The 26,411-nt window shown below is 40.8% G+C and carries 26 protein-coding genes, 1 tRNA gene and 1 pseudogene; 8 read left to right on the top strand and 20 right to left on the bottom strand.

All coding sequences use genetic code 11. The features are described from left to right. Window position 1: 1 nt before the first annotated feature. Both AB3114_RS05565 and cas3 read right to left on the bottom strand, forming a co-directional pair. Complete coding sequence (locus AB3114_RS05565) at window positions 2-1,732, bottom strand: type I-E CRISPR-associated protein Cse1/CasA (protein WP_367342270.1); 1,731 nt, start codon at window positions 1,730-1,732, stop codon at window positions 2-4. Window positions 1,733-1,735: 3 nt separating this feature from the next. Further along, window positions 1,736-4,474: a CRISPR-associated helicase Cas3' gene (gene cas3, locus AB3114_RS05570; RefSeq protein WP_367342271.1), complete on the bottom strand. Its 2,739-nt coding sequence runs from the start codon at window positions 4,472-4,474 to the stop codon at window positions 1,736-1,738. A gap of 809 nt (window positions 4,475-5,283) precedes the next feature. On the opposite strand from cas3, the gene AB3114_RS05575 reads away from it, so the two are divergent. Together AB3114_RS05575 and AB3114_RS05580 are read left to right on the top strand one after the other, a co-directional pair. Then, a complete protein-coding gene (locus tag AB3114_RS05575) occupies window positions 5,284-5,811 on the top strand; it encodes a helix-turn-helix domain-containing protein (RefSeq protein WP_367342272.1) in 528 nt (175 codons plus the stop codon). Beyond that, window positions 5,796-6,599: an IS3 family transposase gene (locus AB3114_RS05580; RefSeq protein WP_367342329.1), complete on the top strand. Its 804-nt coding sequence runs from the start codon at window positions 5,796-5,798 to the stop codon at window positions 6,597-6,599. Before AB3114_RS05575 ends, AB3114_RS05580 begins: the two co-directional genes overlap by 16 nt. A 10-nt stretch (window positions 6,600-6,609) precedes the next feature. On the opposite strand, the pseudogene AB3114_RS05585 reads toward AB3114_RS05580, so the two are convergent. Then, window positions 6,610-7,458: pseudogene (locus tag AB3114_RS05585) on the bottom strand (IS3 family transposase). Next, window positions 7,455-8,054, bottom strand: coding sequence for a helix-turn-helix domain-containing protein (locus tag AB3114_RS05590; RefSeq protein WP_367342330.1), 600 nt, complete (start codon window positions 8,052-8,054; stop codon window positions 7,455-7,457). The pseudogene AB3114_RS05585 and the gene AB3114_RS05590 overlap by 4 nt, the downstream one beginning before the upstream one ends. A 140-nt stretch (window positions 8,055-8,194) precedes the next feature. On the opposite strand from AB3114_RS05590, the gene AB3114_RS05595 reads away from it, so the two are divergent. Beyond that, on the top strand, window positions 8,195-8,329 hold the full coding sequence (locus AB3114_RS05595) for an IS3 family transposase (RefSeq protein ID WP_367342273.1): 135 nt from the start codon (window positions 8,195-8,197) through the stop codon (window positions 8,327-8,329). A 49-nt stretch (window positions 8,330-8,378) separates the two neighbouring features. Here AB3114_RS05595 and AB3114_RS05600 read toward each other — a convergent pair whose 3' ends face one another. The 3 genes from AB3114_RS05600 to AB3114_RS05610 are packed head-to-tail and all read right to left on the bottom strand — an operon-like array spanning window position 8,379 to window position 9,874. After that, the gene (locus AB3114_RS05600; protein ID WP_367342274.1) at window positions 8,379-8,768 is read right to left on the bottom strand and encodes a hypothetical protein; all 390 of its coding nucleotides are present in this window, start codon (window positions 8,766-8,768) and stop codon (window positions 8,379-8,381) included. Next, the gene (locus AB3114_RS05605) at window positions 8,746-9,285 is read right to left on the bottom strand and encodes a hypothetical protein (protein WP_367342275.1); all 540 of its coding nucleotides are present in this window, start codon (window positions 9,283-9,285) and stop codon (window positions 8,746-8,748) included. Before AB3114_RS05605 ends, AB3114_RS05600 begins: the two co-directional genes overlap by 23 nt. Next, window positions 9,269-9,874 (bottom strand): hypothetical protein, encoded by a 606-nt coding sequence (locus AB3114_RS05610; protein ID WP_367342276.1) that lies wholly within the window; start codon window positions 9,872-9,874, stop codon window positions 9,269-9,271. The genes AB3114_RS05605 and AB3114_RS05610 overlap by 17 nt, the downstream gene beginning before the upstream one ends. A gap of 172 nt (window positions 9,875-10,046) precedes the next feature. Between AB3114_RS05610 and AB3114_RS05615 the strand changes: the two genes are divergently transcribed. From AB3114_RS05615 to AB3114_RS05625, 3 genes are all read left to right on the top strand, one after another. Then, the gene (locus tag AB3114_RS05615; RefSeq protein WP_367342277.1) at window positions 10,047-10,760 is read left to right on the top strand and encodes a transposase; all 714 of its coding nucleotides are present in this window, start codon (window positions 10,047-10,049) and stop codon (window positions 10,758-10,760) included. 38 nt (window positions 10,761-10,798) lie between these two features. Further along, on the top strand, window positions 10,799-11,608 hold the full coding sequence (locus AB3114_RS05620) for an IS3 family transposase (RefSeq protein WP_367342331.1): 810 nt from the start codon (window positions 10,799-10,801) through the stop codon (window positions 11,606-11,608). Between the two features lie 196 nt (window positions 11,609-11,804). Continuing rightward, window positions 11,805-12,896 (top strand): tyrosine-type recombinase/integrase, encoded by a 1,092-nt coding sequence (locus AB3114_RS05625; RefSeq protein WP_367342278.1) that lies wholly within the window; start codon window positions 11,805-11,807, stop codon window positions 12,894-12,896. Window positions 12,897-13,044: 148 nt separating this feature from the next. Here the strand turns inward: AB3114_RS05625 and AB3114_RS05630 are convergent. The 4 genes from AB3114_RS05630 to AB3114_RS05645 all read right to left on the bottom strand — a co-directional run bounded on the left by AB3114_RS05630 (window position 13,045) and on the right by AB3114_RS05645 (window position 15,703). Further along, window positions 13,045-13,128 (bottom strand) — tRNA-Leu (locus AB3114_RS05630). Window positions 13,129-13,223: 95 nt separating this feature from the next. After that, on the bottom strand, window positions 13,224-13,502 hold the full coding sequence (locus AB3114_RS05635) for a hypothetical protein (protein WP_367342279.1): 279 nt from the start codon (window positions 13,500-13,502) through the stop codon (window positions 13,224-13,226). A gap of 394 nt (window positions 13,503-13,896) precedes the next feature. Continuing rightward, window positions 13,897-15,039 carry an NADH-dependent flavin oxidoreductase gene (locus AB3114_RS05640; protein ID WP_367342280.1) on the bottom strand — a complete coding sequence of 381 codons (1,143 nt, stop codon included), beginning with the start codon at window positions 15,037-15,039 and terminating at the stop codon, window positions 13,897-13,899. A gap of 22 nt (window positions 15,040-15,061) precedes the next feature. Continuing rightward, window positions 15,062-15,703 (bottom strand): NAD(P)-binding oxidoreductase, encoded by a 642-nt coding sequence (locus AB3114_RS05645; protein WP_367342332.1) that lies wholly within the window; start codon window positions 15,701-15,703, stop codon window positions 15,062-15,064. 181 nt (window positions 15,704-15,884) lie between these two features. Here AB3114_RS05645 and AB3114_RS05650 point away from each other — a divergent pair, with 181 nt between their 5' ends. Next, a complete protein-coding gene (locus tag AB3114_RS05650) occupies window positions 15,885-16,781 on the top strand; it encodes a LysR family transcriptional regulator (RefSeq protein WP_367342281.1) in 897 nt (298 codons plus the stop codon). Window positions 16,782-16,816: 35 nt separating this feature from the next. Here the strand turns inward: AB3114_RS05650 and AB3114_RS05655 are convergent, their stop codons facing one another. The 5 genes from AB3114_RS05655 to AB3114_RS05675 all read right to left on the bottom strand — a co-directional run bounded on the left by AB3114_RS05655 (window position 16,817) and on the right by AB3114_RS05675 (window position 20,892). After that, window positions 16,817-17,449 (bottom strand): lysostaphin resistance A-like protein, encoded by a 633-nt coding sequence (locus AB3114_RS05655; RefSeq protein WP_367342282.1) that lies wholly within the window; start codon window positions 17,447-17,449, stop codon window positions 16,817-16,819. A gap of 64 nt (window positions 17,450-17,513) precedes the next feature. Continuing rightward, window positions 17,514-18,527, bottom strand: coding sequence for a LacI family DNA-binding transcriptional regulator (locus AB3114_RS05660; protein WP_367342283.1), 1,014 nt, complete (start codon window positions 18,525-18,527; stop codon window positions 17,514-17,516). 102 nt (window positions 18,528-18,629) lie between these two features. Continuing rightward, window positions 18,630-19,223, bottom strand: a complete 594-nt coding sequence (locus AB3114_RS05665) for a hypothetical protein (protein WP_367342284.1) — start codon at window positions 19,221-19,223, stop codon at window positions 18,630-18,632. Window positions 19,224-19,276: 53 nt separating this feature from the next. After that, window positions 19,277-20,293, bottom strand: a complete 1,017-nt coding sequence (locus tag AB3114_RS05670; RefSeq protein WP_367342285.1) for a glycoside hydrolase family 73 protein — start codon at window positions 20,291-20,293, stop codon at window positions 19,277-19,279. Between the two features lie 98 nt (window positions 20,294-20,391). Continuing rightward, a complete protein-coding gene (locus AB3114_RS05675; protein ID WP_367342286.1) occupies window positions 20,392-20,892 on the bottom strand; it encodes a universal stress protein in 501 nt (166 codons plus the stop codon). 126 nt (window positions 20,893-21,018) lie between these two features. Here AB3114_RS05675 and AB3114_RS05680 point away from each other — a divergent pair, with 126 nt between their 5' ends. After that, window positions 21,019-21,858, top strand: a complete 840-nt coding sequence (locus tag AB3114_RS05680; protein WP_367342287.1) for an NAD(P)H-hydrate dehydratase — start codon at window positions 21,019-21,021, stop codon at window positions 21,856-21,858. Here AB3114_RS05680 and AB3114_RS05685 read toward each other — a convergent pair. From AB3114_RS05685 to AB3114_RS05700, 4 genes are all read right to left on the bottom strand, one after another. Then, window positions 21,855-22,295 carry a CopY/TcrY family copper transport repressor gene (locus AB3114_RS05685; RefSeq protein WP_367342288.1) on the bottom strand — a complete coding sequence of 147 codons (441 nt, stop codon included), beginning with the start codon at window positions 22,293-22,295 and terminating at the stop codon, window positions 21,855-21,857. The genes AB3114_RS05680 and AB3114_RS05685 overlap by 4 nt on opposite strands. Before the next feature lie 99 nt (window positions 22,296-22,394). After that, window positions 22,395-24,041 carry a polysaccharide biosynthesis C-terminal domain-containing protein gene (locus AB3114_RS05690; protein WP_367342289.1) on the bottom strand — a complete coding sequence of 549 codons (1,647 nt, stop codon included), beginning with the start codon at window positions 24,039-24,041 and terminating at the stop codon, window positions 22,395-22,397. 42 nt (window positions 24,042-24,083) lie between these two features. Further along, window positions 24,084-24,347, bottom strand: a complete 264-nt coding sequence (locus AB3114_RS05695) for a type II toxin-antitoxin system HicB family antitoxin (protein WP_367342290.1) — start codon at window positions 24,345-24,347, stop codon at window positions 24,084-24,086. A 149-nt stretch (window positions 24,348-24,496) separates the two neighbouring features. Continuing rightward, complete coding sequence (locus AB3114_RS05700; RefSeq protein WP_367342291.1) at window positions 24,497-26,410, bottom strand: ABC transporter permease; 1,914 nt, start codon at window positions 26,408-26,410, stop codon at window positions 24,497-24,499. Window position 26,411: the final 1 nt, after the last annotated feature.

Consider the following 26,411-nt stretch of genomic DNA (forward strand, 5'->3'; position numbering starts at 1 on the left):
TTTACCTACCTCCCTTGTTTGAATAATTCATAATGTGAAATAATAAAACGATAAAATGCTTAAAAGAAATAAATATATTGCTTACTTTTTTACCTTCCTTGTCCTGATTGCTTTTACCACGGATTTCTTTCATTGAGGCCCGTTTAAATTGATTCGTTCCGACTTCTTTTGCAAGATGATAAGCTTGGCTTTTCCAAATATTTTCCTTTTCGTCACGTTCATCATCATTAGAAAGTCCAGATAGCCATTCTCGAAATGGCATATTTAACTTATCGTAATATTGCGAGGTTACTCGGTCTGCAAAGGAATTGGGATCAGCAATACCCCTAAACTTGGCAACGTCGTGAGCAAAGTAATTCAATACTCCACCCATTTTATTAGTCAAAACAACCATATCGTCAATGCGTTTTGGCCAATAATTCTTTTTTATTGGATCTTTATCAAATAAAACATCAGCATTGATTTGCATATCATCAAAAAATTCTGCAATAGGTGCTTGCGACGGCTTACCATCGCTAATCAAACCCGCAGTTGCTAAGTGTATTAGATAGTTGCCCGGTATCAATTTGATAGATTTTAATAAATCCAACCATTTAACCACCCCTGGTTCTTTTGAAACATCATCTCCAGAAATAGAAACATACTGGCCAAAATTACGCCACATAGCTTTACTTAACGAATTAATTCTTCTAATGTCCGGCTTTGTTTTTTTGTGTTTCTTGTCAAATTTCCATGTTGTCATTGGCTCAACAAATGCACTATCATTATTTACTTTTGGCAACATTGCACTAAAAATAACAGGACTATCACCTACCCATTCAATATGAATTAAACGTGACCATAATGTATACAGTTCAGTAATATTATTAGGTAAAATCTGTGAGAGCCTTTCATCTACATACTCATTAACTGTTTGTTCCCACACAGGTGCTTGAATATATGATTCTATATCTTGTTCCTGCCCATTCACTAAGATCATATTAAGCATTAAAGTTTCAAACAAACTATTCCCAATGACGTATACAGGATTTAATTCATAAAGCCACCCCTTTGAATTTGTAAAATTTTCTTTAGAGATCACCTTTGTTTTATCAGTCACTGCTGAATAGTTTTGGTAAGTAATCAGCCACCTTACCAATGCATCCAAAGAAATTTTATTTTTAGTTTGATTAGTTCGTGGAGAAAAAATATCAGGAGTATTATTGCTTTCCGATATTGTTCTATCCAGTTGTTTAATAGCTACTGTTCCTTTACCATGTTCTATGGATTTCTCCTCTGGTACAAAACTATCATATTGTGACTTAGTAACTTGGTAAAAAGGAACATCTTCATCGAACAGATCAAAGTGCCTTGAATAAAGGCTGAGATAGTCCTCAACTATCTTAGAAAAATGCCCATTCTGATATAGTTTATGCCATGTAGTAAGTAAATCTTCATTAATTTCATCCGGTTCGATATCTTCATCGATACTATCCACTTTGAGTGTAGTATCGTCCAATGTTAACCAATCATAAGGTTCATTGTCAGCATTAAAGCGTGAGTAAACTGTATTTAAAATAGCCAATAAAAATCTCAATATAGCCAAATCTTGTGATTTCATTTCTCCAGCTAATTGACGATAATCCCCTGCATGCTCAAATAACGTTTTTAAAGAGACAGTTTTTTCAACATTTTGATCATCAATCACTTTAATCCACGGGTCATCAATTAAACTGAAATGTCGCTGTACCATAAGTCAATTAATCCTTTCATAACTTAAACCTAAACTTTTAGAATATGAAATATGATAATTATTGAATTCTGTTTGCAATTCATCATCTAAAGGCAAGGCAATCATTCCCTTTAACCAGACACTATCTTGCCAGTTGGAATAATATTTGGTGGTTATATTTTCTAAACTTACAATACTTTTATTAATATTAGGCGTAATCGCATTAGGTAAACGTATCAATTGCTGAGCAATCTCCTTGTCACTTATATCTTGAATATTGCGACCATCCAACAAATAATCACCATGATTAGTATGTTGCAAGAGGATCACTTCAATTGATTCCTTTATATCTCTAACAGAAGCTTCAGCAGTAATGTCACTTAAGTCAGCTCCTTGTTTTGATCGATCTAACCAGCCATGAATGCTGTTATCCCCAACAACACTACTAGTGTTTTTTAATTTGGGCCTGCCAATTTGATATGCTCTCGCCTTTTGAACTTCTTTTTTTACCACTACCTGTTCATCATGCTTTGAATCCTGAATGCCTTCAATTTGTTGATCAGTTTCAGAATCATAAACATCTTGAACAAGCTTAGAAATATCATCCGGAAGCGTAATTGTATCAGGTAAAAAATGGTCTGTTTTTATTAACCAATATTTTTCGTAAATATCTTCATTTGCTTCACCATAGTCTCTTGGCGACTCAATTCCTAAAATATATACTTGCGGTTTAACTAGTTTCTTAGGACGATTAATTTTATGACGATGAAGCCTACCAATTCGTTGCAGAATCAAATCCATTGGTGCAATATCAGTAAAAAGAATATCAAAGTCTATATCAAGAGATTGTTCTAGTACCTGCGTACCGATAACAACTAACTTATTAGGACGTTTTGCATTCTTTCCAATATATGATTGCACTTTCTTTTCTAGATCAGCACGATCTGGTGCCAAAAAAGCAGAATGTAAAACAATTAAAGGCACATTATCAGGCAATAATTTAGCTATTTCTTGTGATCTCTTAACGGTATTTACCACAACACCAGCTACTCCGCCATCTTCAATGGAGTCAACAATTTGTTGAATTAATTCATCATTACTACCAATAAATCTATGAATAGCTACATTATTTCTGACACCATCACTTTTAAAATTATCCATCTGCTTAATCTGTTTGCCATCCATATATGTAAGCAATGGATAACTTTCTGTATTTTCCCAATCAACATTCTGATCATGAACTTTTTTACCGTACTTACCACGATAGTAAGATTCTATTAATTCCTTTCGCTTTTCTTTAGGTAGAGTAGCAGAAAGAGCAATTACCGGAACATGATACGAACCTAGCCATTCTAAAGATTTTTTAAGGTAAGAACTCATGTAGGTGTCATAAGCATGTATTTCATCAATTACGACAACTTTCCCACTTAAACCCAGATGGCGTAAAAATAAATGTTTTTGTTTCAACCCCATTAATAGCAAATGATCAATCGTACCAATGACAAAATCAGTAAGAATCGATTTTTTGCCAGAGAACCAACTATTGATGACAACTGATCCAGCATCACCAACATTTTCTGCATGTGGAAGTTTTTGCATTTCCTCATTAAATTGTGCTTTGCCATGCATCAATTTAATTGGCAAGTTAGTTCGACTTTCAGTGGCTATACTTTTTAACCATTTATTGACCCTGTTAAACATTGCATTAGTTGTTGCTTGTGTAGGCAGTCCCATGAAAAAGCCTGTTCTTCCACTTGAAAAAGCTAACTGTTCAACTGCAGTTAGGGCAATTTCTGTTTTACCAATACCCATAGGAGCTTCAATGATTAACATACCAGGATCAGTAATTTTTGCTATTCTTCTAGACATTAATTCTTGAACAGAACGGGGATTAAACCCCCAACGTTTTTGATAATGTTCTTGAACATCATTAATTGGTTGTGCATTCCAATGGCCACTTTGGTCCCAATTAAGAATCGCACGCTGATAACGTTCGGTCATATTTAAATCGTCAAAGTGCTTATCTAAAGAAATTAAGGGAAAAAGCTCTAAAGAATGATCTTTATCAATGAATTCACTAGATGCTAACCAATCAGCCATAATTAGTAGCCCTTCATATAGCACTGCCTGAGGCTCATTAATATCTGGAATATCATCAAGACTAGCAAATTTTGTTAAATTACAACCATATTTAACCAGTTCTTGTTGAACTTTTCTCCAATCATTCTTTAGATTGACATTATGATCTGACTGAAAATAATTGCTTGTATAATCATTAATTTGCGACTCAAATCTGAAATATTTATGAGCAGGTTTTCCATGATGTCCACCAATAATTGCGCCTACACTATTATTCAGTCCTAAATGTTCCAGAATTGTTTCTCCCGCAATAGCATGAGGAGATTTACTTCTTTGAGAAGGATGAAAATCATCGAGACTGTTGAAACCACACCTCATCAGTTGCTCTATCAATTCATTATCTAATAAGTTATCGTTGTTATAAGAATGTTTTGTTTGAAAGGCAGGTGTGGCTTTTCCAATATCATGAAAAAATCCTAAGAATTCTGCTAATTGTCGTGCAGTATCATTCCCTATTCCCTGCGCCAAAACAGCCCTTTGGCCATCATCTAACCAATGATTATACAAATAATTAATTACATTTTTAGTATCAATAAGATGAGCAATTAAGGGCAACCACAACTCTTCTCCATCATGATTAGTTTTTTTTGCCCATAAAGATTTAGCGCTGGGTGAAAGTAACATTGTTCTGCTTTCTCTCCTTTTATGTAAGGGATTACATATTGCTGTCTTATTTTACAATAAATATCTCTACTTAACAATTTTAAATTATTGATAGATACTCGTTTAAATTATGTATTTCCGTTAATCGATATTTTCTAAAATGTGATTTAGAAATTTTTCCAATATGTAGAATGCATACGCTTTAGCATCAACATTTGCTAGATAATTTGAGTTATAATGACGCGCATGATTTTTAAAACGTCAAAAGGATTCCCCCACTACAATTTAAAATCTCCCATACAATGTTCTTAGAAATTTCTGGTAGGATTATCTAATAATAATAAAGAAATTATATACATTAGACGTATTGGTTGCAGCCAATCTTTGGTTAGTTGGATGCGGACAGCAAATCTCTTCAAGCAGTACTAAATCTTCATCGAAAACCGCTGTAAGCAGCAGTTCCCGCACTTCAACCAGTCTTTGGAGCCAAAACACAATTCTCAACAGTTACACAGCTTCATCGATCAATGGGCACCTACTATAAAGAAATCATATACTGAATATAACATTCTTGATGAATTAAATGCTGGGTCTAGTATGGAATAAAGTCAACACGTCAATGACAGTAATGACTCCATCGGCCGGGATCCTACAGACGGCACTTATGTCCCATATAACACGGTCAAAAATAGCAATGGTGACACATATTATATTTATCAAAACGGAAAAACAGAAATAATTGATGTAACTAAAAAAGAACCCCAACCGTTCAAAGCTGATGAAGTGAACCCCCTAAGTTGGACGAATAATCTAACTTAGGGGGTTCTTTTATGACTAAATTTAATTTCAAATTAAAATTAAAAGTTGTTCAAAGTTATTTGCGTGGTATTGGTTCGACGACTTTAGCGAAGAGATTTGGTATTAAGAAGGCATCACAAATTCTGAATTGGGTTCATCGTTACCAAAAATATGGTATGGACGGACTTATAGTCCGTCAGCCAAAATATGATTATGATGGTAATTTCAAGCTCAAAGTCTTAAACTGGAAAAAACAAAATCATGCTTCATATCCACAAGCAGCACTTCATTTTGACATTAGTAGCGCAGGAACTATCGCTATTTGGCAAAAGAAATTAAATGTGAGTGGGGTGCAAGCCTTATTTATCAGACGAGGACGGGCTAAACACGTGACTACTAATCATAACAAACAGGCTAACAAAACTGAGTTAACTGAATTAGAACGGTTAAGAGCAGAAAATCACGCACTACATGTCGAGAATGAATACTTAAAAAAAGTCGAGGCCTTAGTTCAGAAGCGCGGTCATCGCAAGAAGAATACCAAATCATCCAAGAACTAAGGCAGCAGTTTGGGTATTCACTGACTGAGTTATTAGAGTACAGTCCAATTAAGAGGAGCACTTTCTATCATCAGGCACATCGTCACGAGAGAAAACAATCAATTTCCGATCGGAAATTGATCAAACTAATACAGCAAATCAAGAAGAATAATCCTTGTTTCGGTTATCGAACCGTGACTGATGCTTTACGTAATCAAGGATACCAGATTAACCACAAACGAGTAGCTAGAGTCATGCGTGACAATAATTTGTCAGCACACATGTATAATAAACAGACACGCAAATACAACTCAGCCATTGGTCCGCAAGGTAAAAAAGCCAAAAATCTCCTTAACAGACGTTTTCAAACTGATCGTCCTTATCAGAAGATGGTTACAGATGTATCTGAATTCAGATATGGACATGAAACTCAACAAGAACGAGTGTACCTATCACCAATCAAAGATTTATTTGACGATGAGATTGTAACATTTAATATTTCAGATCATCCAACAACAAATTTTGTGATGAAACCTTTACAAGAGCTTGTTGGACTTCGTCCAAAACTAAACTATCGTATGACAATCCATAGTGATCAAGGAATTCAATATCAAAGTTACCAATGGCATCACTATTTGAAAGATCATCATATCTTTCAGAGTATGTCTAGACGAGCAACGTGTTTGGATAATGCCGCAATGGAAAGCTTCTTTCACACCATGAAAGTCGAACTGTATTATCAACACCATTATGAAACGAAAACAAAGCTCATTAGAGTGGTACTGTACCCTGTCAAGTTTACACATTAAATAATAAAAATTAGCTGACCTTGCCGTAGCGAAATTCTGTTGCGGTGAGGTCATTTCTGGTTGCTGAGATAAATTGGCAGGTAAAGTATTTAACTCCTGCTTTAACTTGGTCGGTTAACTCTTCTAGGCTCTGAGCCTTAGGCTGATGGGCCATTCAAATTGCTTTAAAATCTGCCCACCAGTGTTCAATAACGGCATTATCTGCTGGTGTTCCTGGTGCTGAATAACTATGTTGTGCGCCATTGCTGGTCAGATATTGATTAAGAGCTTTGGCAGTATATGCTGCGCCACGATCCGTATGGATCAGCGGAGCTAATCATCTTTCATGACGTTGAGCAGCTTGAAAGACTTTAATCGCGCCATCTGTTGTTTCTGTCGGTGTGATTAACCAGCTTAAATGATATTGACCATATAGATCTAACACGACGTGAAGCCGCACCTTATTATTTTGGACGCCATAAACTAACTCTGTTGTATCAGTTACCCAAACCTCATTGGCAGCTGTTCGTTTAAATTGTCGGTTAAGAATGTTTTCTGCTTGATAGGTTTGATGTTGCTGAACTCGTTTTCGCTTAGGCTGACGATAATCGGCCTTGATACTATGTTCTCTCATGATTCGGATAACCCGCTTCTTATTGATCTTAAATGAGAACTTATCAGAGCGATTAATTAGTCTAGTCATCTTATCATAGCCAACACAGTGCTGATTTTCCGTTTCAATTGCTTGAATTAAAGTTAATATTTGCTCATCTTCTCGATCTTTAAGTGTCGGATGACGGCTTTGCCACTGGTAATAAGCCTAACGGCTTATTCCAGCAGCTATTACTAGCTCAGTAATAGAATATCCTTCATTACTCATTTCCTGAATCGCTTGATATCGTCCGGTCGTTGCACCCCCCGATTGTGTATTTCGATTAATTTTTTTGCAAAATTTATCTCAACCTCTCGTTCGCGCTTTTCCCGTTCTAGCTCTCGTACTCGCTGCCGTAATCTCTCTACTTCACTGCTAGCTTCTTTGCCCTTATTTCGACCACGATTATCCCTTAAAGCCTGCCAGTCTTGGCTGTTAGAGTACTTGTGGACCCACGAATAAACCCGTTGGTAACTTACATTATATTTCTCGGCAGCTGCCTGGTAATTCCGTTGGTGATCGAGTGTCCATTGGACTATCTCTTTCTTCTCGTCAAAGGATACTTTTCTTCCCATCTTTCGGACTCGCTTTCTTGTTGCGTAAGCAACATCTAGTTTGCCCATATTGTACTGGATAATCCATTGTGATAGTTGAGAAGCGTTACGAATGTTGTATTGATTTAATATTTCAGGACTGGAATATTTTCCAGAACGATAGGCTTCAACTGCCTTTAACTTGGTCTGGAGCGAATATCTATGGTTGTGTTTAGGACGTAATAACCCCAAAAGGCCTGAAAGAAGGAACTGTCGAATCCAATTAGACAGATTAGCTGGACGGACGCCTTTATAATCGGCAAAGACGATTAAAGGGACATCTGTCTCTTGATAATCATTGAGTAATTCCAACTTCTCCAATGTTGTATAGCTTGTAAAATGAAACACCCCCTAAATTTTTATTATTTAAAGTGTCAACTCTAAGGGATATTGTACGAGCGATGGTTGAATGGATTAATTATTACAATAACGAACGAATTAAACACAAACTAAAAGGCAAGACTCCGATCGAATATCGAAATCTTGCCTTAAGAAAAGCATCGTAAGTAAAGTGTCCAACTTTAAGGGTTCACTTCAAAGCATGCTTTCTTATTTCTATCTGTTTTCTTCTTTCGTAATTTTAATTCCCGATGGAAAATCAAAATCATGAATAACAAATGGGGATCCATAGTCTAATGATGTAACTTCTTTTACAATTTCTTGTATTTTAATTACACAAAAGTTCAGAGCATAATCCTGAATCAATTCCCTGAATTTTGGTTCGTCAAATTTTTCATTGTCTGCAAGCTTAACCTTATAAACAAAATCAGCACTTACTGTTAAATTTTGCTGCATTACTATTTCTTTTTTTAATGACCTATTAGCTATTCCCTTAACAGTTATAATTGCAGTCTGTTGACCATGTTTATCAGTATTTAGAGCAACTCTCCCATCATCAATGGTTAAGCTTTGATTTTGCTTATCACCCGAATTTATATTCTGCACTTGGTACTGAAGATCCTTTAACAAGAACCCTTGATAATTCAGTTGCATGATTTTCGCTCTTTTCTTTAGTAATACCAACATAAACATATCCGTTTGAAGCTTTATTCGGAAACAAATCTGCAAGCAATATCTGTTTTAGTAATCTCGCTTCTTGCTTATTTTCATTTTGATTAAAGCGTTTAGACCTGAACATTGTTTTTCTTCTCTTAACACCATAAAATGTTTTGGACACAAACAAAACGTCATTTTGATTAGCTGCATCATCTAACTCAGAAAGTATCGTCTCATATTCGTCCTTTGTTGCAGTTGTATTTACACCATTCTCAAAGCTTCTATATTTGTCTTCACTTATACCAACTTTTGCTGCAGCTTCTTTAGGCGATAACCCAAGACTAATGCGCTTTCCTAATATTTTTTGAGAAATCTTGAACTGATAAGATTCAAAACGTTCTTTTATGGCAGAATTGTCTGGCTTATTCAGTGCTTTCTCAAAAGCTTGATTAAAGTTCAACTTCATCTCGTTCACCCTCTTTACCTAAATATAAATTAGTTGAATTTGATCCTGCTACTTTATCATTAATAAGACTAAACAAGTCACTAGCTACTCTACCAAGTTGAGTAGTCACATCGTTTGCAGTACCTATACCGTAATAATAATTAATTTCCTTCACTTTAGAAAAACCATGTGTGAGAACTAAACAATTTAAATTCTTATGAATTGTCAGAACAATACGATACTCTTTCATGCTTTTTCTATACGATTCACCCTTAAATCTGATTTCATAAGAGTGATTGCCTGCATCCAATTTTTTCAGTATTGAATAGTATATCTTTTTATCAGGATGTTTTGGGTCATAATTAAAATAGTCTTGAATCCCTACATATGATGTCCCATTGTATGTGATAAGATTTTGAAGTTCATTTATTTCTCCATTATTATCTAAAGTAAGATAATTTAAAATATTGAAGATTCTTTTAATAGCTTCAAGCAACCATTTAGAAGACTCATTGATTGTGTTAATAAGATACACTTCAGCCAGTGGCACATCACCGGTTGGTTTTTTATTAACCTTAGGCTTTAGCAAAAATAATTGTTTCACTGGCATCACCAATTGATTTCATTTAATCCATTACTCACAACTACAATTATCTTATCATATCTGGGAACGGCCAAATAAAAAAATGTCTTACAATTGCTAGGCAAAGGATCCCGGCTATAATGCCCTCTAAGTATACAGATGAAATAGAAAATTCATCTTATACTTGGGGGCATTTTTTATGTGCAGAAAAGGAAAATATAGTGTGGAACAAAAACTAGCCATATTAAGTGAAGCGTCACATTGCACTACTCAGGAAGTGGCCAGGAAATATGGGATTCATAATAGAACCATAACTACCTGGAGACGACTATATACTTACCAAGGAATCGATGGTTTACGATCTGTGCACTACAATCGCAGTTATTCCAAGAAATTAAAATTATCTCTGGTTAAAAAGTATCAGACGTCAAATGATTCGCTTGAACTTTTCGCAATTAAGCATGGGTTGAAGTCTAAGAACCTATTAGCACGATGGATTATCCAGTATAATGAATCAAAACTAAAGGCTTACACGCCAAGAAAGCGAGATTCAATTATGCCAGGACGTAGAACGACTTTTGAAGAGAGATTATCAATTATTGAGGAATTGATTAAACACGATATTAATTACAATTGGGCTGTAGATAAATATCATGTGAGTTATCAACAAGTTTATAGCTGGTATCAGAAGTATCGTAAAAGTGGCAATGATCCGCAATCACTTCGTGATCGGCGAGGTAAAGCAAAGCCACAAGATGACTGGACAGAAATTGATCAGTTAAGAGCGCAGAATCGATTGCTTAAAGCACAACTTCTTCGTAAAGAGATGGAGGAGGCATACGCAAAAAAAGTAATGGAAATACGCAATCGGGAGGTGGACAATTCTACAAACAACAAGCAATCAAAAAGTTAAATGAACAATATGGTTGGCCAATTAGTATTTTATGCGAAATTGCAGGTATTACACGTGGCGCCTACTATAAATGGACTCATCGGAAACATAATAAGTATGAAGATGAACAAATAGAATTACTGCAAGCTATTCTGGATTTAGAAAAACAACATAAGTGGACTTTAGGCTACTTAGGCATGACTACCCAACTAGTTTTTGAAAATAAATTAAGCTTTAAAGCAGGACTGAAGCGAGTTACTAATTGTATGAGAAAGCATGGGATTCGTTCTAATATCCGGAAAAAGAGGCACAATCGCGTTAAACGTCATGAAGAATATATCAATGACAACTTACTCAATGAACAATTTGATTGCCATAATAAGAATGAAGTTTGGTTAACTGATACTACAGAAGTCCAATATGGTACAAACACAATCAAAAAAGCAAGAGTACACGTAGTTTTAGATTTATATGGTCGTTATGCTTTGAGCTACAACATTTCTGCCACTGAGAATACATCATCAGTAATTGAAGTATTCAATCGAGCCTTTAATTTAGAGCCGAAGGCTCATCCAATGATTCATACTGATCGAGGAGCTGCCTACTGTTCAATGGCTTTTAATAACTATCTAGCTAATCAAAACTGCATTCATAGTATGTCTCACCCAGGTCATCCTTGGGAAAATTCGCCAATGGAACGTTGGTGGAATGATTTTAAACTCGTTTGGCTAGCTAAGCGCTCTCGTCCTAAAACATTGGCAGAATTGGATCAGTCGGTCAAGAAAGCTATTAATTATTTCAACACACGGCGAGCATATGCATCAAAAAACAGCTTGACCGCGGAAAAATTCCGCAATCAAGTCGCATAAACTTTTTCTATTTGGAATGTATACTTGACAGGATATAGTGCCATTACAGGCACTACTGAAGGATTCAACACATTAATCATGTACAGATAAATAAAAAATCCACCCCCTGCTGGCACAGAGAATGGACTATGGGGTGGATAATTTTTGCGTGATCATCAACCCTTTCATTATACACAATAATGGGGGGGTAATTTCTATGGCACAATTTATTAAGCGTAGTCGTTTTTGGACGGCTCGCTTGCGATGGACTGACAGTGCTGGTAAGAAACACTCAAAGTCTAAATCAGGGTTCAAAGTAAAACGTGATGCTCAGGCTTGGGCGGCTAAAGCAGAAAACAAGATTAATCAGGGAGTGGCAATTGACAAGCAGATTAGCTTAGCCAATTACTATGACCGTTGGATTAAGACATACAAAGATAAGAAATTAGCTCAAATCACGTTGGATCGTTATAAGTATACTGGTGAAGCCTTGCGATCATTCTTTGGCAACATTCCTATCAAAAACATTAATCGACAACATTATCAGCAGTTCATCAATAAGTATGGCAGCAATCATGCTCCTGATACCGTTAAGAAAGTCAATTCAATTATCCACTCTTGCGTAAAGTCTGCCATTCTTGATGATTATTTAACTAAGAACTTTACCCAACGGGTAGAACTGATTGCTAACCAAGATCGTGTCTTGAATGTTGATTATCTGAATCTCAAAGAAATTAAACGGCTAAAAACTGCTACGATGGAAGGCATTAAGCGACGGCCAGGCTTTACTAGTCGTTATATGATTATCACTGCGATTTACACGGGAATGCGCTTGTCTGAAATTCAAGCATTAACATGGAATGATATTGACTGGATTTGCCAAACTATTTCTATCAGCAAATCATGGGACATGCGTACCAAACAATTCAAGCCAGCAAAGAGCAAATCTAGCAATCGCACCATTAAAGTTAATCAACAATTGCTAGATTGTTTGAAACATTTACAGCAAAACAATTCAACAATGGTGTTCATGAATCAGTATGGCACCATCCCCACTAGCAACGCAGTCAATAAAACACTTAGGCAATTACTAAAGAAGCTTCATATTCACCGGAAAAACTTCCACTTTCACAGCCTAAGACACAGTCATGTTGCTTTGCTCCTAGCAAATGGTGTGGGCATTTATGGAATTAGTAAGCGATTAGGCCACAATGATATTTCTACAACGACAAAAGTTTATGCTTACTTGCTTGACGAGTACCAGAATAAAGTTGATCAAAAGATTATTTCAGCCTTATCTTCGCTTTAAAAAATGGGTCTCGAATGGGCCTCGGCCTCACAAAATCTCGTCATTTCTCAGGAATACGATAATAATAAAAAAACAGCCATAAGCCTATCGAATCAAGGCTTACAGCTGTATTCATTACTTCCCAGAATTCCTGAAAAACATACAAAAATGCCCCAAACAGGATTCGAACCTGTACATGGTTACCCATACAACGACCTGAACGTTGCGCGTCTGCCAGTTCCGCCACTGGGGCATCTATTATGATGTGTTGCTCTCTCAAACAACAATATATAATATACATGATTCAGACGGTTATGGCAAGGACTTTTTGGGATTTTCTTGAATTAATTAGTCCGGCATCTTGATCATCGTGCCATAGCCCGTCAAGATCAGGAATTTCGGCGCTACCTGCACGTTTGCAACTGACTGCTGGAAACGAACGCCAACTACTCCATCAGCTCCCTGATCGGCAGCCTTGCGTTTTAACTCATTCTCCACTTCATCAAACAGTTGATCAAAGCTCTCAAATTCATCGATAGAATCACTCGGCAGCATCAGCTTCGCCGTCGCATTCACTAATCCCATCATCTTGTGTTTACCACGGAACTCTTCTGTTGAAAGAAACATCGTTCCCCACCCCTTTGAATCATTTTATACATATTCTAACAAATTTTGCTGTAACCAAAAAATCCGCCTCCAGGTGGGGCGGATTACTTTGGGAAGGAATCAATGTAACTTTGCGTTAAAGCCTTTTTATTATCCATGTCATTTTGATTCAATCTTTCCGCAAAGTTATTTAAAATTGCTCTGGTGCACGACGGTGACCACACATTCAATAATACTTTTCGTCTACTTCTCTGTGTCACACTTACACTGCTTCTAACCTACTCGAATTGCTTCAGTTGCCAGGCTTTGAATGGTTTCTTATTTCCTTCCTCACCAATAATATACCATGCCTTGAAAGCGCTTGCAATAACTTTTTTCGCTTTTTCAAAAAAGTTTTTTGATGAGTATTCTCTTACTAGTTCCACAACGAACTACGTTTCTTCGGCCAGTGCGGAATCAAATCATGCCCCGCATCAGCAAAAATGGTTTGCAGACCCGCCGTCAAATGTGCTGCGGCCATATTATCTTTGGTAATTGTATCGACAATCCGGTCACCATGTCCCTCTAATACTTTGCGGGCAAAATTTGGGTCAGCGATCGATCCACGGCCGACTGACAACAAATCAGCGTACTTTAACGCGTCCTGGGCATCACTTGCCGTGCGAATGTTACCCACGATACCTAACTTGGCATTGCCGATAAACGGTTTGAAGATCTCCGCAAAAGTTTGATTAGAATCTATGGGTTTCTGGTCGTATTGGGGAAGTGAGAGGTCGATATAATCAATGGCAAACTGGTCAGTCAGAGCCTTGATTAGTTGCGTCGATTCGTGCCAAGTATAACCAATCGTATCGTGAATTTCTTCAGGACTAAAACGGTAACCTACGATGAAATCATTTGGTGCTGATTCTTTCACTACCCGCAAGACTTCAGCAACAACTGCTAACGGGAAATTCATCCGTTTCTCTAAGCTGCCACCCCAGTGATCATCACGTTTATTAGAGATAGTGGAGAAAAACTGCTGCAGCAAATAGTGGTTGGCGCCATGAATCAAAACACCATCAAAACCGGCGTCAATGGCACGCTTGGTCGCTTTTCCAAAATCCTTGATAATTGCCTTGATTTGTTCATCATTCAGTTCCTTGACCGGATATGGCAAGAAGGAATAGTCAATCTCACTCGGCGCATAAACCGACTTGCCCATGTCAGCTAACCCTGATGCTTGCCGGCCATCATGTGCTATTTCAATGATGGCTTTATTGCCGTGAGATTTAATTGCTTCAGCCAGCTTTTTAAGCTGAGGCACAAAGCGGTCATCGAAGATGGCTAACTGGCTGTGATCAGGAGCCCATGTCATCGCTGGTCCTCCATTTTCTGATACGTAGGCATATTCCACGGTGACCATCCCCGCCGAATCAGAACGCGCACCATAATATTGGATAGTGTCGGCCGTTACTTCACCTTGGTTGCCGCTATTAGTTAACATCGGGGGCTGAACAAAGCGATTTTTAATACTAGCCCCGTTGGGAAAAATTACTGGATCACTTAACTTTTTCATCAATAAAATCCTCCTTGAATGTTTATTTCACTGCAGCTAAAGCGTCATCGATCGGCGTCTTGCCAGTACGCATCATCATCACTTTTTTGCTCATATTAGGATGGTCCAAAATTTTAGCTAGTGTCATTGCGACATCAGGAATCGGATTGGTTCCAACTTTGCCTTCGTCAATTGTGATCTTCCCCGTTCCAGCTTCTTCGGTCAGGTTGGTGGGGCTCAGAATTGTGTAATCCAAGTCAGTTTGGTTCACCAAGTAGTTATCAGCGAAGAATTTGGCATCTTTATAAGCGGCATAAATCATCAAGCCATTTTCCGCCCATTTCTCTGGCTCCAGGGGAAACATCGCACTGAGCATGATGTAGCGATGAATCCCATTTTGCTGAGCGACTTTCATCGTTTTCACTGCTCCCATCGCATCTGTCCGCAGAAGATCAGCTCCATTGGAACCAGCAGTGAAGTAAATAACATCCGGATGCCCAATGATCTGGCTCAACTGAGCCGGACTATCATGCAGATCCAGCTTAACAGGAGTTACATTATCCATTTTCACAATATTCTCCGGATGGCGTGAACCAGCCGTCACTTGATGTCCCGCAGCTACTAGGTCTTTTACCAAGTCGGTTCCGACTCGTCCTGAACCACCTACAATAAAAATTTTCATTATTGATCCCGCCTTAAACATAACTTAATGGTAGTTTGATTATGAGTTGTTAGCTTTAATATTGCTAAGCAGTCGCTTACTCGCTATTGACCGCTTTTGATATTATTATTATCCGTAGATCATTGAAGTGGAATTGCCTTTTTGATTAAGATAGTGTTAACTAATAGTTAAGGAGGAATTACGAATGCTCGATCAACGGGTCAAAACATTCTTAAAAGTTATCCAAGCTGGTAGTTTTACCAAGGCTGCTAAGGAAGAATACCGATCCACGGTTGCCGTGATGAAACAAATTTCATCTTTAGAACAGGAAGTTGGCGTCAAACTTGTTAACCGCAGTCATCAGGGTATTAGTCCAACCTCTGCCGGTAAATACTTTTATGAGCGAACACATCAACTAGCCGGGGAAGCCAACGAAATCTTACGCAACGTCCAACAAATTGATCAGCAGGGATCACACGTTATTCGCATTGGGACGTCTTTATTGCGCCCCAGTGATGAACTAATCAAATTGTGGCTGAAACATGACCAACAGAATAGCAAGTTCACCTTACAACTGGTTCCCTTCGTCGATTCTTTTGACGTGAGGAGCGATGAAGTTTTGACACCCCAAATGGACTGCGTCGTCACTCCTTCAAGTGTTGAGGCATGGAATGAACAATATGCTTATCTGCCACTGGGTTCTTTTCCTTGTCAGATTGGCATTCCAGCCCAGCACCCCCTGGCCAAGAAAAATAGCCTTACTTGGTCCGACCTCGATGGTCAGCGTCTTCTTTTACTGTCCAAAGGTATTTCAGCCGTAATCGACCAATTGCGCGACCAAATTAGTCAGCATCATCCCAGCATCAAAGTGATCGATCTTCAGCACCTCTACGACATCAACAGTTTTAATGAGGCGATCACAACTAATTCGTTAATCGAAATCCCCAGTGCCTGGCAAAACATCAATCCTGAAATCAAGTCGGTTCCGATGGCTTGGGACTACCGTATTCCGTATGGTGTGATTTATCGGCGCGATGCTAGTACGCGGGTGCGGGATTTTATTGATGAATTACAAGAAATTACGCCAAAACAAAAAGCATGACCCCGAAGAATCATGCTTTAATATTGAAATGGATGTCACATCACCAGCGGAATCAACGCAATCGCATTATTCAAGCCATGCAACAGCATCGAATTCTTAATATCACCGCTCTTGCTGTACACGATCGCCAGCACAATTCCTAAGTAAGCGTAAATCAAGAAACTGATCGGCGTGCTGTTGGCGTGACTCGCCGCAAAGATTGCCGCTGATAAAATCACTTTGGCCCACAACCAGCTCGGCTTGAAGAACAGGTTCATGGCGGAGCCCCGGAAAATTAACTCTTCGGCAATCGGTGTCAAAAAGATCGCTGAGACACACAAGGCCACCGTAATCAATGGATTCTTACTCATCAAGTGAGCAATGTTAGCGTTATTTGCCGTCGTCGTCTGGTGATAAATCATCCGGTTCAAAGTTGATAAGCAGTAGCTGCCTAGCATAATGGCCAGATAACCACCCACTACCCAACGAAGGCGTTTGCCTAGTGACTGTGGCAAGTGTGGTCGCTGGTCAACCCGCTGGTAGATACCCGCCGCCAAAATGATTATCAAGATAAAGGCAACGAAGTACAGACCCAGCAGAGTTGCTGAAAAATGATTCAGCTGGTGATAATGACGCAACCGTACTAAAACCAATGGTGGCAGTTGAATGACAAAAGCCAAAACAACCATTAATAAAAGCCGGACAATAAAGCCTGGCCTTTTTTTGTTTGAGTTCTCGATATACACTAAATCATCACTTCTTTAAATTTTTAACACTATCGCGTGTTACTAATTTAACCGGTAAGTGCACAGTTTGCAAATCCATCTCCGGATTTTGCACCCGTTTGATCAGCATATTAGTCGCTTCTTCACCGATTTGGTGCATCGGTTGTTCAATAGTCGTCAGCTTAGGACTGACGTATTCGTCAAAATCGATATTGTCGTAACCCATTACCGAGATGTCATCAGGGATACTAAGACCTTTTTCGTGCAATCCCCGCATCAAACCAATAGCCATTTCATCGTTGGCTGAAAAGACCGCCGTAGGATGCTTTGCCAGAACCGCGTCGGTTTGGTCGTAACCACCTATCTTCGTCAATTCAGCCGAAACGATGTCCTGTTGCGGATCAAAATCAATTCCAGCATCGTGCAGCCCATCCGTAAATCCCTTGAGACGGTTATTGACGTTGGCCGTCGGATTCGTTGGGTGCAGCATCACGATTTTTTGGTGACCCATCTTTGCTAAATATTCGGCAGCTTGACGTCCGCCTTGGTAATCATCGACTTCTAGACGGTCGCCAGCCCGGTTACCGTTTTGGTCAAAAAGAACGTACGGCGCGTGCCACGGTTTCAGCAAGTCATCAATCGTTTTAGCAGTGATCGAAGCACTTGCGATGATAAAGCCATCGACGGAACGCTCCATCAGCTGACGCAAATAAAAGCGCTCCAAATCCTCTTCATGATTTGCACCGAAGACCAGGGCAATAAAGCCCTCTTTGCGGGCGGTACTGTCGACGCCATGGATGAAAGTGCTGAAGAAGGGGTTATTTAAATTCGGAACTAAAACCCCAATCGTCTTCGAAGACCGCAAAATCAAGTTACGAGCGTTGAAATCAGGCACGTAGCCCAATTCATCACGCAGATGAAGAACCTTTTCCTGGGTTGCTTTACTAAAACGATTGCCCTTCCCGTTTAAAATTTGGGAAACCGTCGTTACCGAGACACCAGCAGCACTGGCCAGATCACGAATCGTTATTTTCTTTGCCATGAATAATAACCTTCATTTCTCTTTGGCTTAGCGTAAATCATTTTACGTAAACATTTTACCTCAGCCTTCATGGCAGCGCAACCATCCTTGAAATGATAGACTTTATTGATGAAAAACGTCTTTAAAAATAGCTGCCGTTGTCGCCATCTGGTAACCACGGACACGCAGGTAGTCGATATTGACCAGCAAGACTTCGTATTCCCATAAAGATGACAGATCATGCTCGTTATAGTAATTCATCGTCACTTTCATATCATCGAGTTTAGTCAGGTAGCCTTCGAAATCATCCTGGGACTTGTACTTATTCGTACCGATCACCACCGGCAAATGCTGATCTAAAGAATCCTGTAAAAACGTCTTCAGTAACGGCTTGTTAGTAAAATCATGCTGCTGCAGGAATTTCTGCAGGCCCCAGACATCAAAATAGCCATTATCCTGAGCTACTTTGGCCTTAATGGTGACGGTGGTCAGATAGTCCGTTTGGCGGCGAATGCGGCGAATACTGGTCAGGCGCGTAACCAGCAGGCAATTAATCTTCCCATCCCAGTCCAACACCAGCAGTAACGCACACAACTTATCCATCGCGATAACGAAACCGACGTCGAAATAGTCGTCGCTATCGAGATTATAGATTTCAACTAGGGTGCCCTGTTGCTGGGCAATCGTCATTTCTCTGCGAACTTCATCCTGAGTCATTATTTGAACCGATCTCCCTTAATTTTCTAAGAGAATATTTTCTCATGGAAAGTCTAACGATGCAATTGTTTAACTTTGATCAGCACTAGTGACGCTAAAGCCCCAGCCACTGACATTATCAAAACGTGACCCTTTCTTTTGGCAGGACGCGCCTTACTCTGGTGTGATTTAACTGCCACTTTTCCATGGTGCTTCCTTGGAAGATATGATTGCTGTTTAATTGCATCACCCTTTTTCGTGTCAGGCTGATCCAATTGATCATCATAACTGGTTAAATCAAATGCTTTGATGATTGCTGCTAGTTTCTGGTCATAGTGAACATCAGTTGCGTAGCTGCCACGCAAGGCCTTCAGTGCGCGCTGGTAATCCCCTGCTTGGTGGCGATGAACCATTCGGAACTGCTCCGTCTCCAATAAATTAGCATAATCATTCAATGATTCTTGCCAATCCTTGTACTTACGAAAAGCAGCTTTAATCGTATAGGAATGGCCACTGTGATCCTGTTCACTCGTCGTCATTTCGACGCTGGGCAAACCTGGCATCGCTTTGACACCCATCAAGTTATTATGACGACTGGCCAATTCACTAGCGCCAAAATTACTTTCCAACGCAGCCTGGGCCAATAAAATCGACGGGTAGAGATCAAACTGTCGACTGATTTTGACAGCCAACGGCCCTAATTTTTCAAAAAATTCTTTTTGACTTCTTGTCGGCTGACCGAGGTTGTAGTGAAATGTTGCTCCACTGTCAGAAGGCTCTGGTCCCTGGACAGTTTCAGCATCAGTACGATCACGAGCCTGCGATTCTGGAACCGAAGTTGCCTTGCCTGCTTCCTGCTGTTGTTTTTGCATACTCTCACGGAATCCCCGCTCATAACCAGCTCTCACAAAGGCATCCTGAAACTGATGCTTTTGTTGGCGCTGGCTATCGATCATCCCTTGACGGTAACCCGTCAGGTAGCGATCACGTTCAGCCTGCGAAAAACTGGCCGCTTGGGCTGGAACACTCAGCGTCCCTAAAACTATCATGGCCACTAATAGGCATTCTGAAATTATTCGTCTCATTTTCATTTGTATCCCTCCACTAGAGAGATACGGAAAGAAGCTAAAAATTGCACGAAAAAAGACCGGAGATTTAATCTCCAGCCTCAGAATTCAAATGATATTCTCTAGATTGTCGGGTACGATGACGTATCAATCTTAATCGGTTTGTTAGCATCGTCCGTCTTGACCACGACGACATCACAAGGTGCTTGGCGAACCACATAAGCGGTCGTGGAACCGACGATCATGCGGCCAACAACGTTCAAGCCACTAGCACCGACGACGATCATGTCGATCTTGTTTTTCTTGACATAGCCCGTCGTCAGTTCAACTTTGGCATTGCCGATCAAAACGTCGGTATTAACCTTCGTTAAGCCGGCAACCTCAGCCTGTTTCTTTAACTTAGCCAATTCATCAGTCAGCTTTTTCGTTGCCTTGTCATACATCGACCGGTCGATAAAGCCATAGGTAACCGTTCCTGAAGATGAATCTTTCGTGCCATTGACGACACTGAGTAAATTCAAAGTTGCTTGATTACGTTTTGCGATATCAACGGCCTTTTTAAAAGCCATTTCGGATTGCTTGGAGCCATCAATGCCAACCAAAATATTAGTGTACTCACTCATGCAAACCGCCTCCTCAATCTCTTTAATTTAATTATAACATGAATACGCTTACGTGATACATTCGTCTCGCTCGCACACTCATGGGAAAAATGTCATAATAACACTGAGTAATGAGGAGGCCTTCCAATGAAAAAATTAAGTGCACAAATTTTAAGAGACGTCATCAAGCCCCGGCCAGTCAACTCCTTTAAGGGCACTTTTGGCAAAGTCACCCTTGTCGGCGGAAACCAACACTTTGGCGGTGCCATTATCATGGCCACGACGGCGGCAGTTTACTCTGGTGCGGGTCTGGTGACCACCTGCACCGATCGCTTGAATGTCGGCCCGTTGCACGCTAACGTGCCCGAAGCGATGTTTGCCGACTTCCACGACCAGCAATCACTAAAAAACTTAATCAGTGGCGTCACCAGCGTCGTCGTGGGCCCCGGCTTAGGCGAAGACGAGCAGAGCCAAACCATCCTGCAAATGGTCTTTGAGACGATTCAACCAGAACAAAACCTGATCATCGACGGGTCGGCCATCACGATGATGGCTCACCAGCACATCACCCAACCAGATGCCCACGTCATTTACACACCACACCAAATGGAATGGCAACGCTTATCCGGAATCAAAATAGCTGACCAGGAACCCGCAAAAAACCGCGAAGTTGCTGATCAGCTCAAAGCAACGGTGGTACTAAAACGTCACCACACCCAAATTTATTTAACTAATGGATCGACTTACGAATTAACCATTGGCACACCCGCCCAGGCCGTCGGTGGGATGGGCGATACCCTGGCAGGAATGGTCGGTGGTTTTACTGCCCAGTTCCACGATAATACGGATAAGGCTGTACTTGCCGCAGTCTACGCCCACAGTGCAGTGGCAGAAGAAATTGCCAAAAAACAATACATCGTCCTTCCCCACCAGATCAGTCATGCCCTACCGGAATTCATGGCACGGGTAGCAAGCGGCCAATTTTAGTTGCATTTGACATTCTGGGGACACCCAATACAGTTGCAAGGCACTTCTTTTGGAGCGTCTTGCAATTTTTTTTGCAATAAATTTTGGAGGCTCTTGATGTCAGACTGGCTGAGATCCACTTGATCGATCACGTCTGCTAAGGTCTGACCAACACGTTTGGCGCAGATATTGTGGAATAATTGCAATGCTGCACGGCTGATGGTAGCTTGCTGCTCGACCAAAGGGATGTAGCGAAAAGCCCGCCCTTCGCGCCGCGTTGCCAAAATCTTTTTCTGGACCAGGCGTCGCAAGAGCGTTTTGACGGTCGCTGCCTGCCAGCCAAATGGATCTTCAAGCAGTTTTGTCAGTTCAGTGCTGGTCGCACTTCCCCGGGTCCAAATCACCCGCATCACCTGCCACTCAGCTGGACTGATGTCTAACTCTTCATTGTCTGCCATCTGAACATCCCTCCCTTTTTCAATGCAAGTTTACGTTTGTAAACAAACAAAGTCAAGCTAAACCCCGCCACCAGCAATTGATGACGGGGTCCAAATAGATTATTTAATATGCAATTTTTGCCGCAAGCCAGCAACACGTGCACCCAGAATGTCTTCAGCCAAGCGCGACCGCAGAGAAAGGTACAAATAAATACCAGCGCCAACAACAACTCCTGGAATCAGGATAAAGAAGGCAGTGAAACGACCATACGGGCTGACGAAGCGTTCTAGCAAGTACATCAAGGCCCGGGTGACCACAAACATCAACAGCGAGAATCCCAAGATCTTGTTCGTCGGTTTTGCCATCTCGTGGAATGGCAAGTTAAATTCATCGTTGAAACTGTGCAAGATCAGGTAATTGATAACGGTCATCGAAATTCCCGTTGCCAGCAGCGGGCCAATGCCCCGGAAGAAGTAGATGCACGGGAATTGGATGATGAATTTGACAACTAGGCCAACAGCCAGGTTGACCATCATCTTCTTGTTTTCGGAAATCCCTTGCATCATCGCCGCCGCAACCGTGTACAAGCCGAACGGAATCGATATGAATGAGGCAAATTCCAAAATGGTGATTCCGGCCTGGTTATAGCGGTAAAAGACCGTGTAGACTTGTTGGGCGACAGCCGACAATCCTAAAGCAGCCGGCACCATCACGAAGTAGAACATCATCAAAACGTTGACGATCTGCTTGCGCATCCCTGCCTGGTCGTTTTGGGCCCGCGCTTCCGCCAAAAGCGGAATAACCGTCGCTGCCAGAGCCGAGGCCAAGGAAATAACGATCATGTAGAGCTTGTTGGCATTGAATGAGAACAGAGCGTAGACAACTGACAGCTGGTAGTTCGTGTAGTGTCCCACAGCACGCATCATCGGGTTGAAAGTGTATTGATCGATCAGCTGGAAGAGCGTAATTCCGGATTCAATGATGATGAAGGGGATGGATTGATAGATGATCTTCATCATCAACTGCATCGTCGAGACATCGGCTTCACCCACAGAATCGCGGGCCATCTGATTCATCGTTCGCAGATGGCGAAGATAGGCGGTCGTCAAGACAATGATCGCCCCAATTGCCCCGATAAAGGCTGCAAATGTCGACTGGGTAACGGCTGCTACCCAGTTACCACTACCAAGTTTCATGATAAAGTATGTCGCGCCCAGCATGTAAATAATCCGGAAGAGCTGTTCAATAAACTGGCTCATCGCTGATGGCGCCATCCAGGCGTATCCTTGCAGATAACCACGGGTGATACTCATACATGGAATGATCAAAACTGCCCAAGCCAGTGAACGGACAACTGGCACGACATTGACGTCGCCACCACTAAGGATGCCCGCACCGAGCATCATGACGGTGGCACAAATGACACCCATCGCTGCTGCCACGTACATTCCCGAGTGATAAAGCTTGCGCGATACATTGGCTTGATCCAAGCCATTATAGTGAGCCACCAGTTTAGAAATGGCGGACGGAATGCCCGCCGTCGCTACCACTAAGAACAGATTGTAGATATTGTAACCTTTGGCATACACGGCGTTAGCGACATTACTGTATGCCCCTAACCACGTGACCCACGGAATAATGTAGATTGCCCCTAAAATCCGCGAGGCAATGCTGCCGGCCGTCATCCAGGCCGAACCGGTTATCATTTTCTGAGTGGCATCCGTAGAAGTGTCATTTCCTTCATTTGGATGTTGTTGCTCGTCCATAAGTTGTACCCGCTCCCGTCTTTTTGATTTTAAAAGTTCAAATTAGTATTCATCTAAATCCACTTGGACACTGATGACGTCTTTGCCGCCGTAGCGCTGTTTCAATTCATCAACGCTCCGGGCTTTCGGCAAAGATTCATAATGCGTGATCATGTCATTTAAAGTGATGGCTAAGGCCAATTTCGCATTTTGCAGAGCATCATCCTTCGTTTTGCCGCGCGCACTGGCGTCCAAAACATCGGGAAAAGTGAGCTGGTATTCACCGCTCTTTTGTTCTAATAAGGCTGCATATTCCACTTTAGTCATGACGCACCTCCATTGATAACGGACAATAGATCGAAACTATATTATACGCCTGTTTCAGGAGAGACCAAGCAAATTTAAAAAAGTTGTCAAATTTTTTAATCTATCAAAAAACTCCACGCCTAATCTAAGAGACGTAGAGTGAAATTCAATTATTTATCAATAATTTGCTGATAGGTCCGCGTTGTCATCGCGTAAAGTGCGATATAAATTATCAATAAAACAACAGGTACGACGATCCCGACAACGATCAAAATCTGCTGGTTATAGAAATTGAGCTCATGCAAGATTTGCCTAATAGCTGGGAGGGCAAAAAGCATGTTAATGATTGCTCCAACGACAGGCATCAGGAACACCATCAGCACTTGTGAATGGATTGCTTGGGCTGTTTCCTTTTCACTCAGCCCCACCTCTTGCATAATCACAAAACGTCTGCGATCAGCGTAACCTTCAGAAATTTGTTTGAAGTAGAGGACGATCGCTGTCGCCACTGCCAATGCCAAGCTGGTCAAAATGCCGACAAAAATTAAACCGCCGTACAAGCCAGTAATCAAATTCTTAATTGTCGATTGACCACTAACGCTAATGGTCGGTGAAATTTTGCTGAGGTCTTTTTCGAATTTAATCCGTTTTTGCTTTCCTTGAAGCTGGTAATCAAATGCATAGATGTTGGTTGTCATCACATTGCGTGGCAGTTTTTTGACAATCAGATAAGTAGTAACGTAAGTGGAACGATCTGGGTTATAGTAATTCTTTATAGTTTTCATGGGCTGAGCGTGGTAGCTCTGACCCATCACTTTAATCTCACCCCGCAATGGCTTGGCACCACGATAAGTCAATGCTTGGTCTGGCTTGATCTTAATCCTGTGTGCACTCAATTTGCCATATTCCTTAGCAGTCATCATAATCACACCGGCGTCGGTTCGCACCGAAACGTGTTGGAGGTTGCCCTGTGCAACAAAACGATTTCTCTGCCAATATCCATAAGTGGGCACACTCATTTGATACAGGTGTTGATGAAGGATTTGAGCATGAGATCGGTTTGCAAGATGGTGAATGACGTGCCTTTCCTTCTCACTAATCGATTGAGGACTCATCATTAAGACATTTTGTGGTGCATAAGCACGGGTTGTGCTGTTGATTCCTAGGTACAGTGAAATAGAAGTAAAGATAATCACCAAAATTGCACTGCAGAGCAAACAGATCGTCGCCAGGCTGGCACCATTTTGCTGCATCCGCTGACGCATCCCCGAAACGGCAATGAAGTGTTTGGGCTGGTAATAATAATTTTTGCGGTGCTGAAGCCAACTCAGAATCATCACACTACCAGCAATAAACAACAAATAAGTCCCAACAATCAGAAGGACGACCGCAAGCATAAAGTGTGTGATAGCGGTAACTCTGGGCTTGATGGTCAAGGTAGTGTAATACGTAATCCCCAGTAAAATAATTCCAGTGATTCCTGCCACGGTAGTGAGGAGGCCGTGACGTTGGGGATGAGCAGATTTCGTTTTCCACAATTGTTGAGCAGACATCAGCCGCACTTTCAACGAGTCAATGGCCATAATCACAAGGAAGAACGCGAAGATCATCAACGCCGTTTCGAATAAAGCATCCCATTGTATCCACGGTTGCTTAATTTTGGACATTGCAAGTAAATATTTGAGGCCCAGAAAGGCGAGTTTCTCAAAAATCACCCCAATCACCAAGCCGACTGCCAGGCTAATGACCAGCAAATATAATTTTTCGATAATGATCAGGACCTGCACGTTATTGCTAGTCATCCCCAGCATTTCGTATAGTCCAAACTCATCACTTCGTTCTTGCCATAAAAAACGGTTCACGTAAATTAAGAAAGCAGCCGTGATCAATAAAACGAAGGTGATTCCAACCTTAATCATGGCTGTCGTAACAGCACCCGTTTGCAAATGCTTGAGACTGGCATTAGCGCCCATCGCGGCAAAAATGTAGTTGATCGCCACTAAAATGCTAGTGGCCATTAAGTATGGCAGATAAACCTTGCCGTTACGACGAAAACTAGAATTGACCAGTTTAAAATACAACATC

This window comes from Limosilactobacillus sp., assembly GCF_040772465.1.
GTDB lineage: Bacteria > Bacillota > Bacilli > Lactobacillales > Lactobacillaceae > Limosilactobacillus.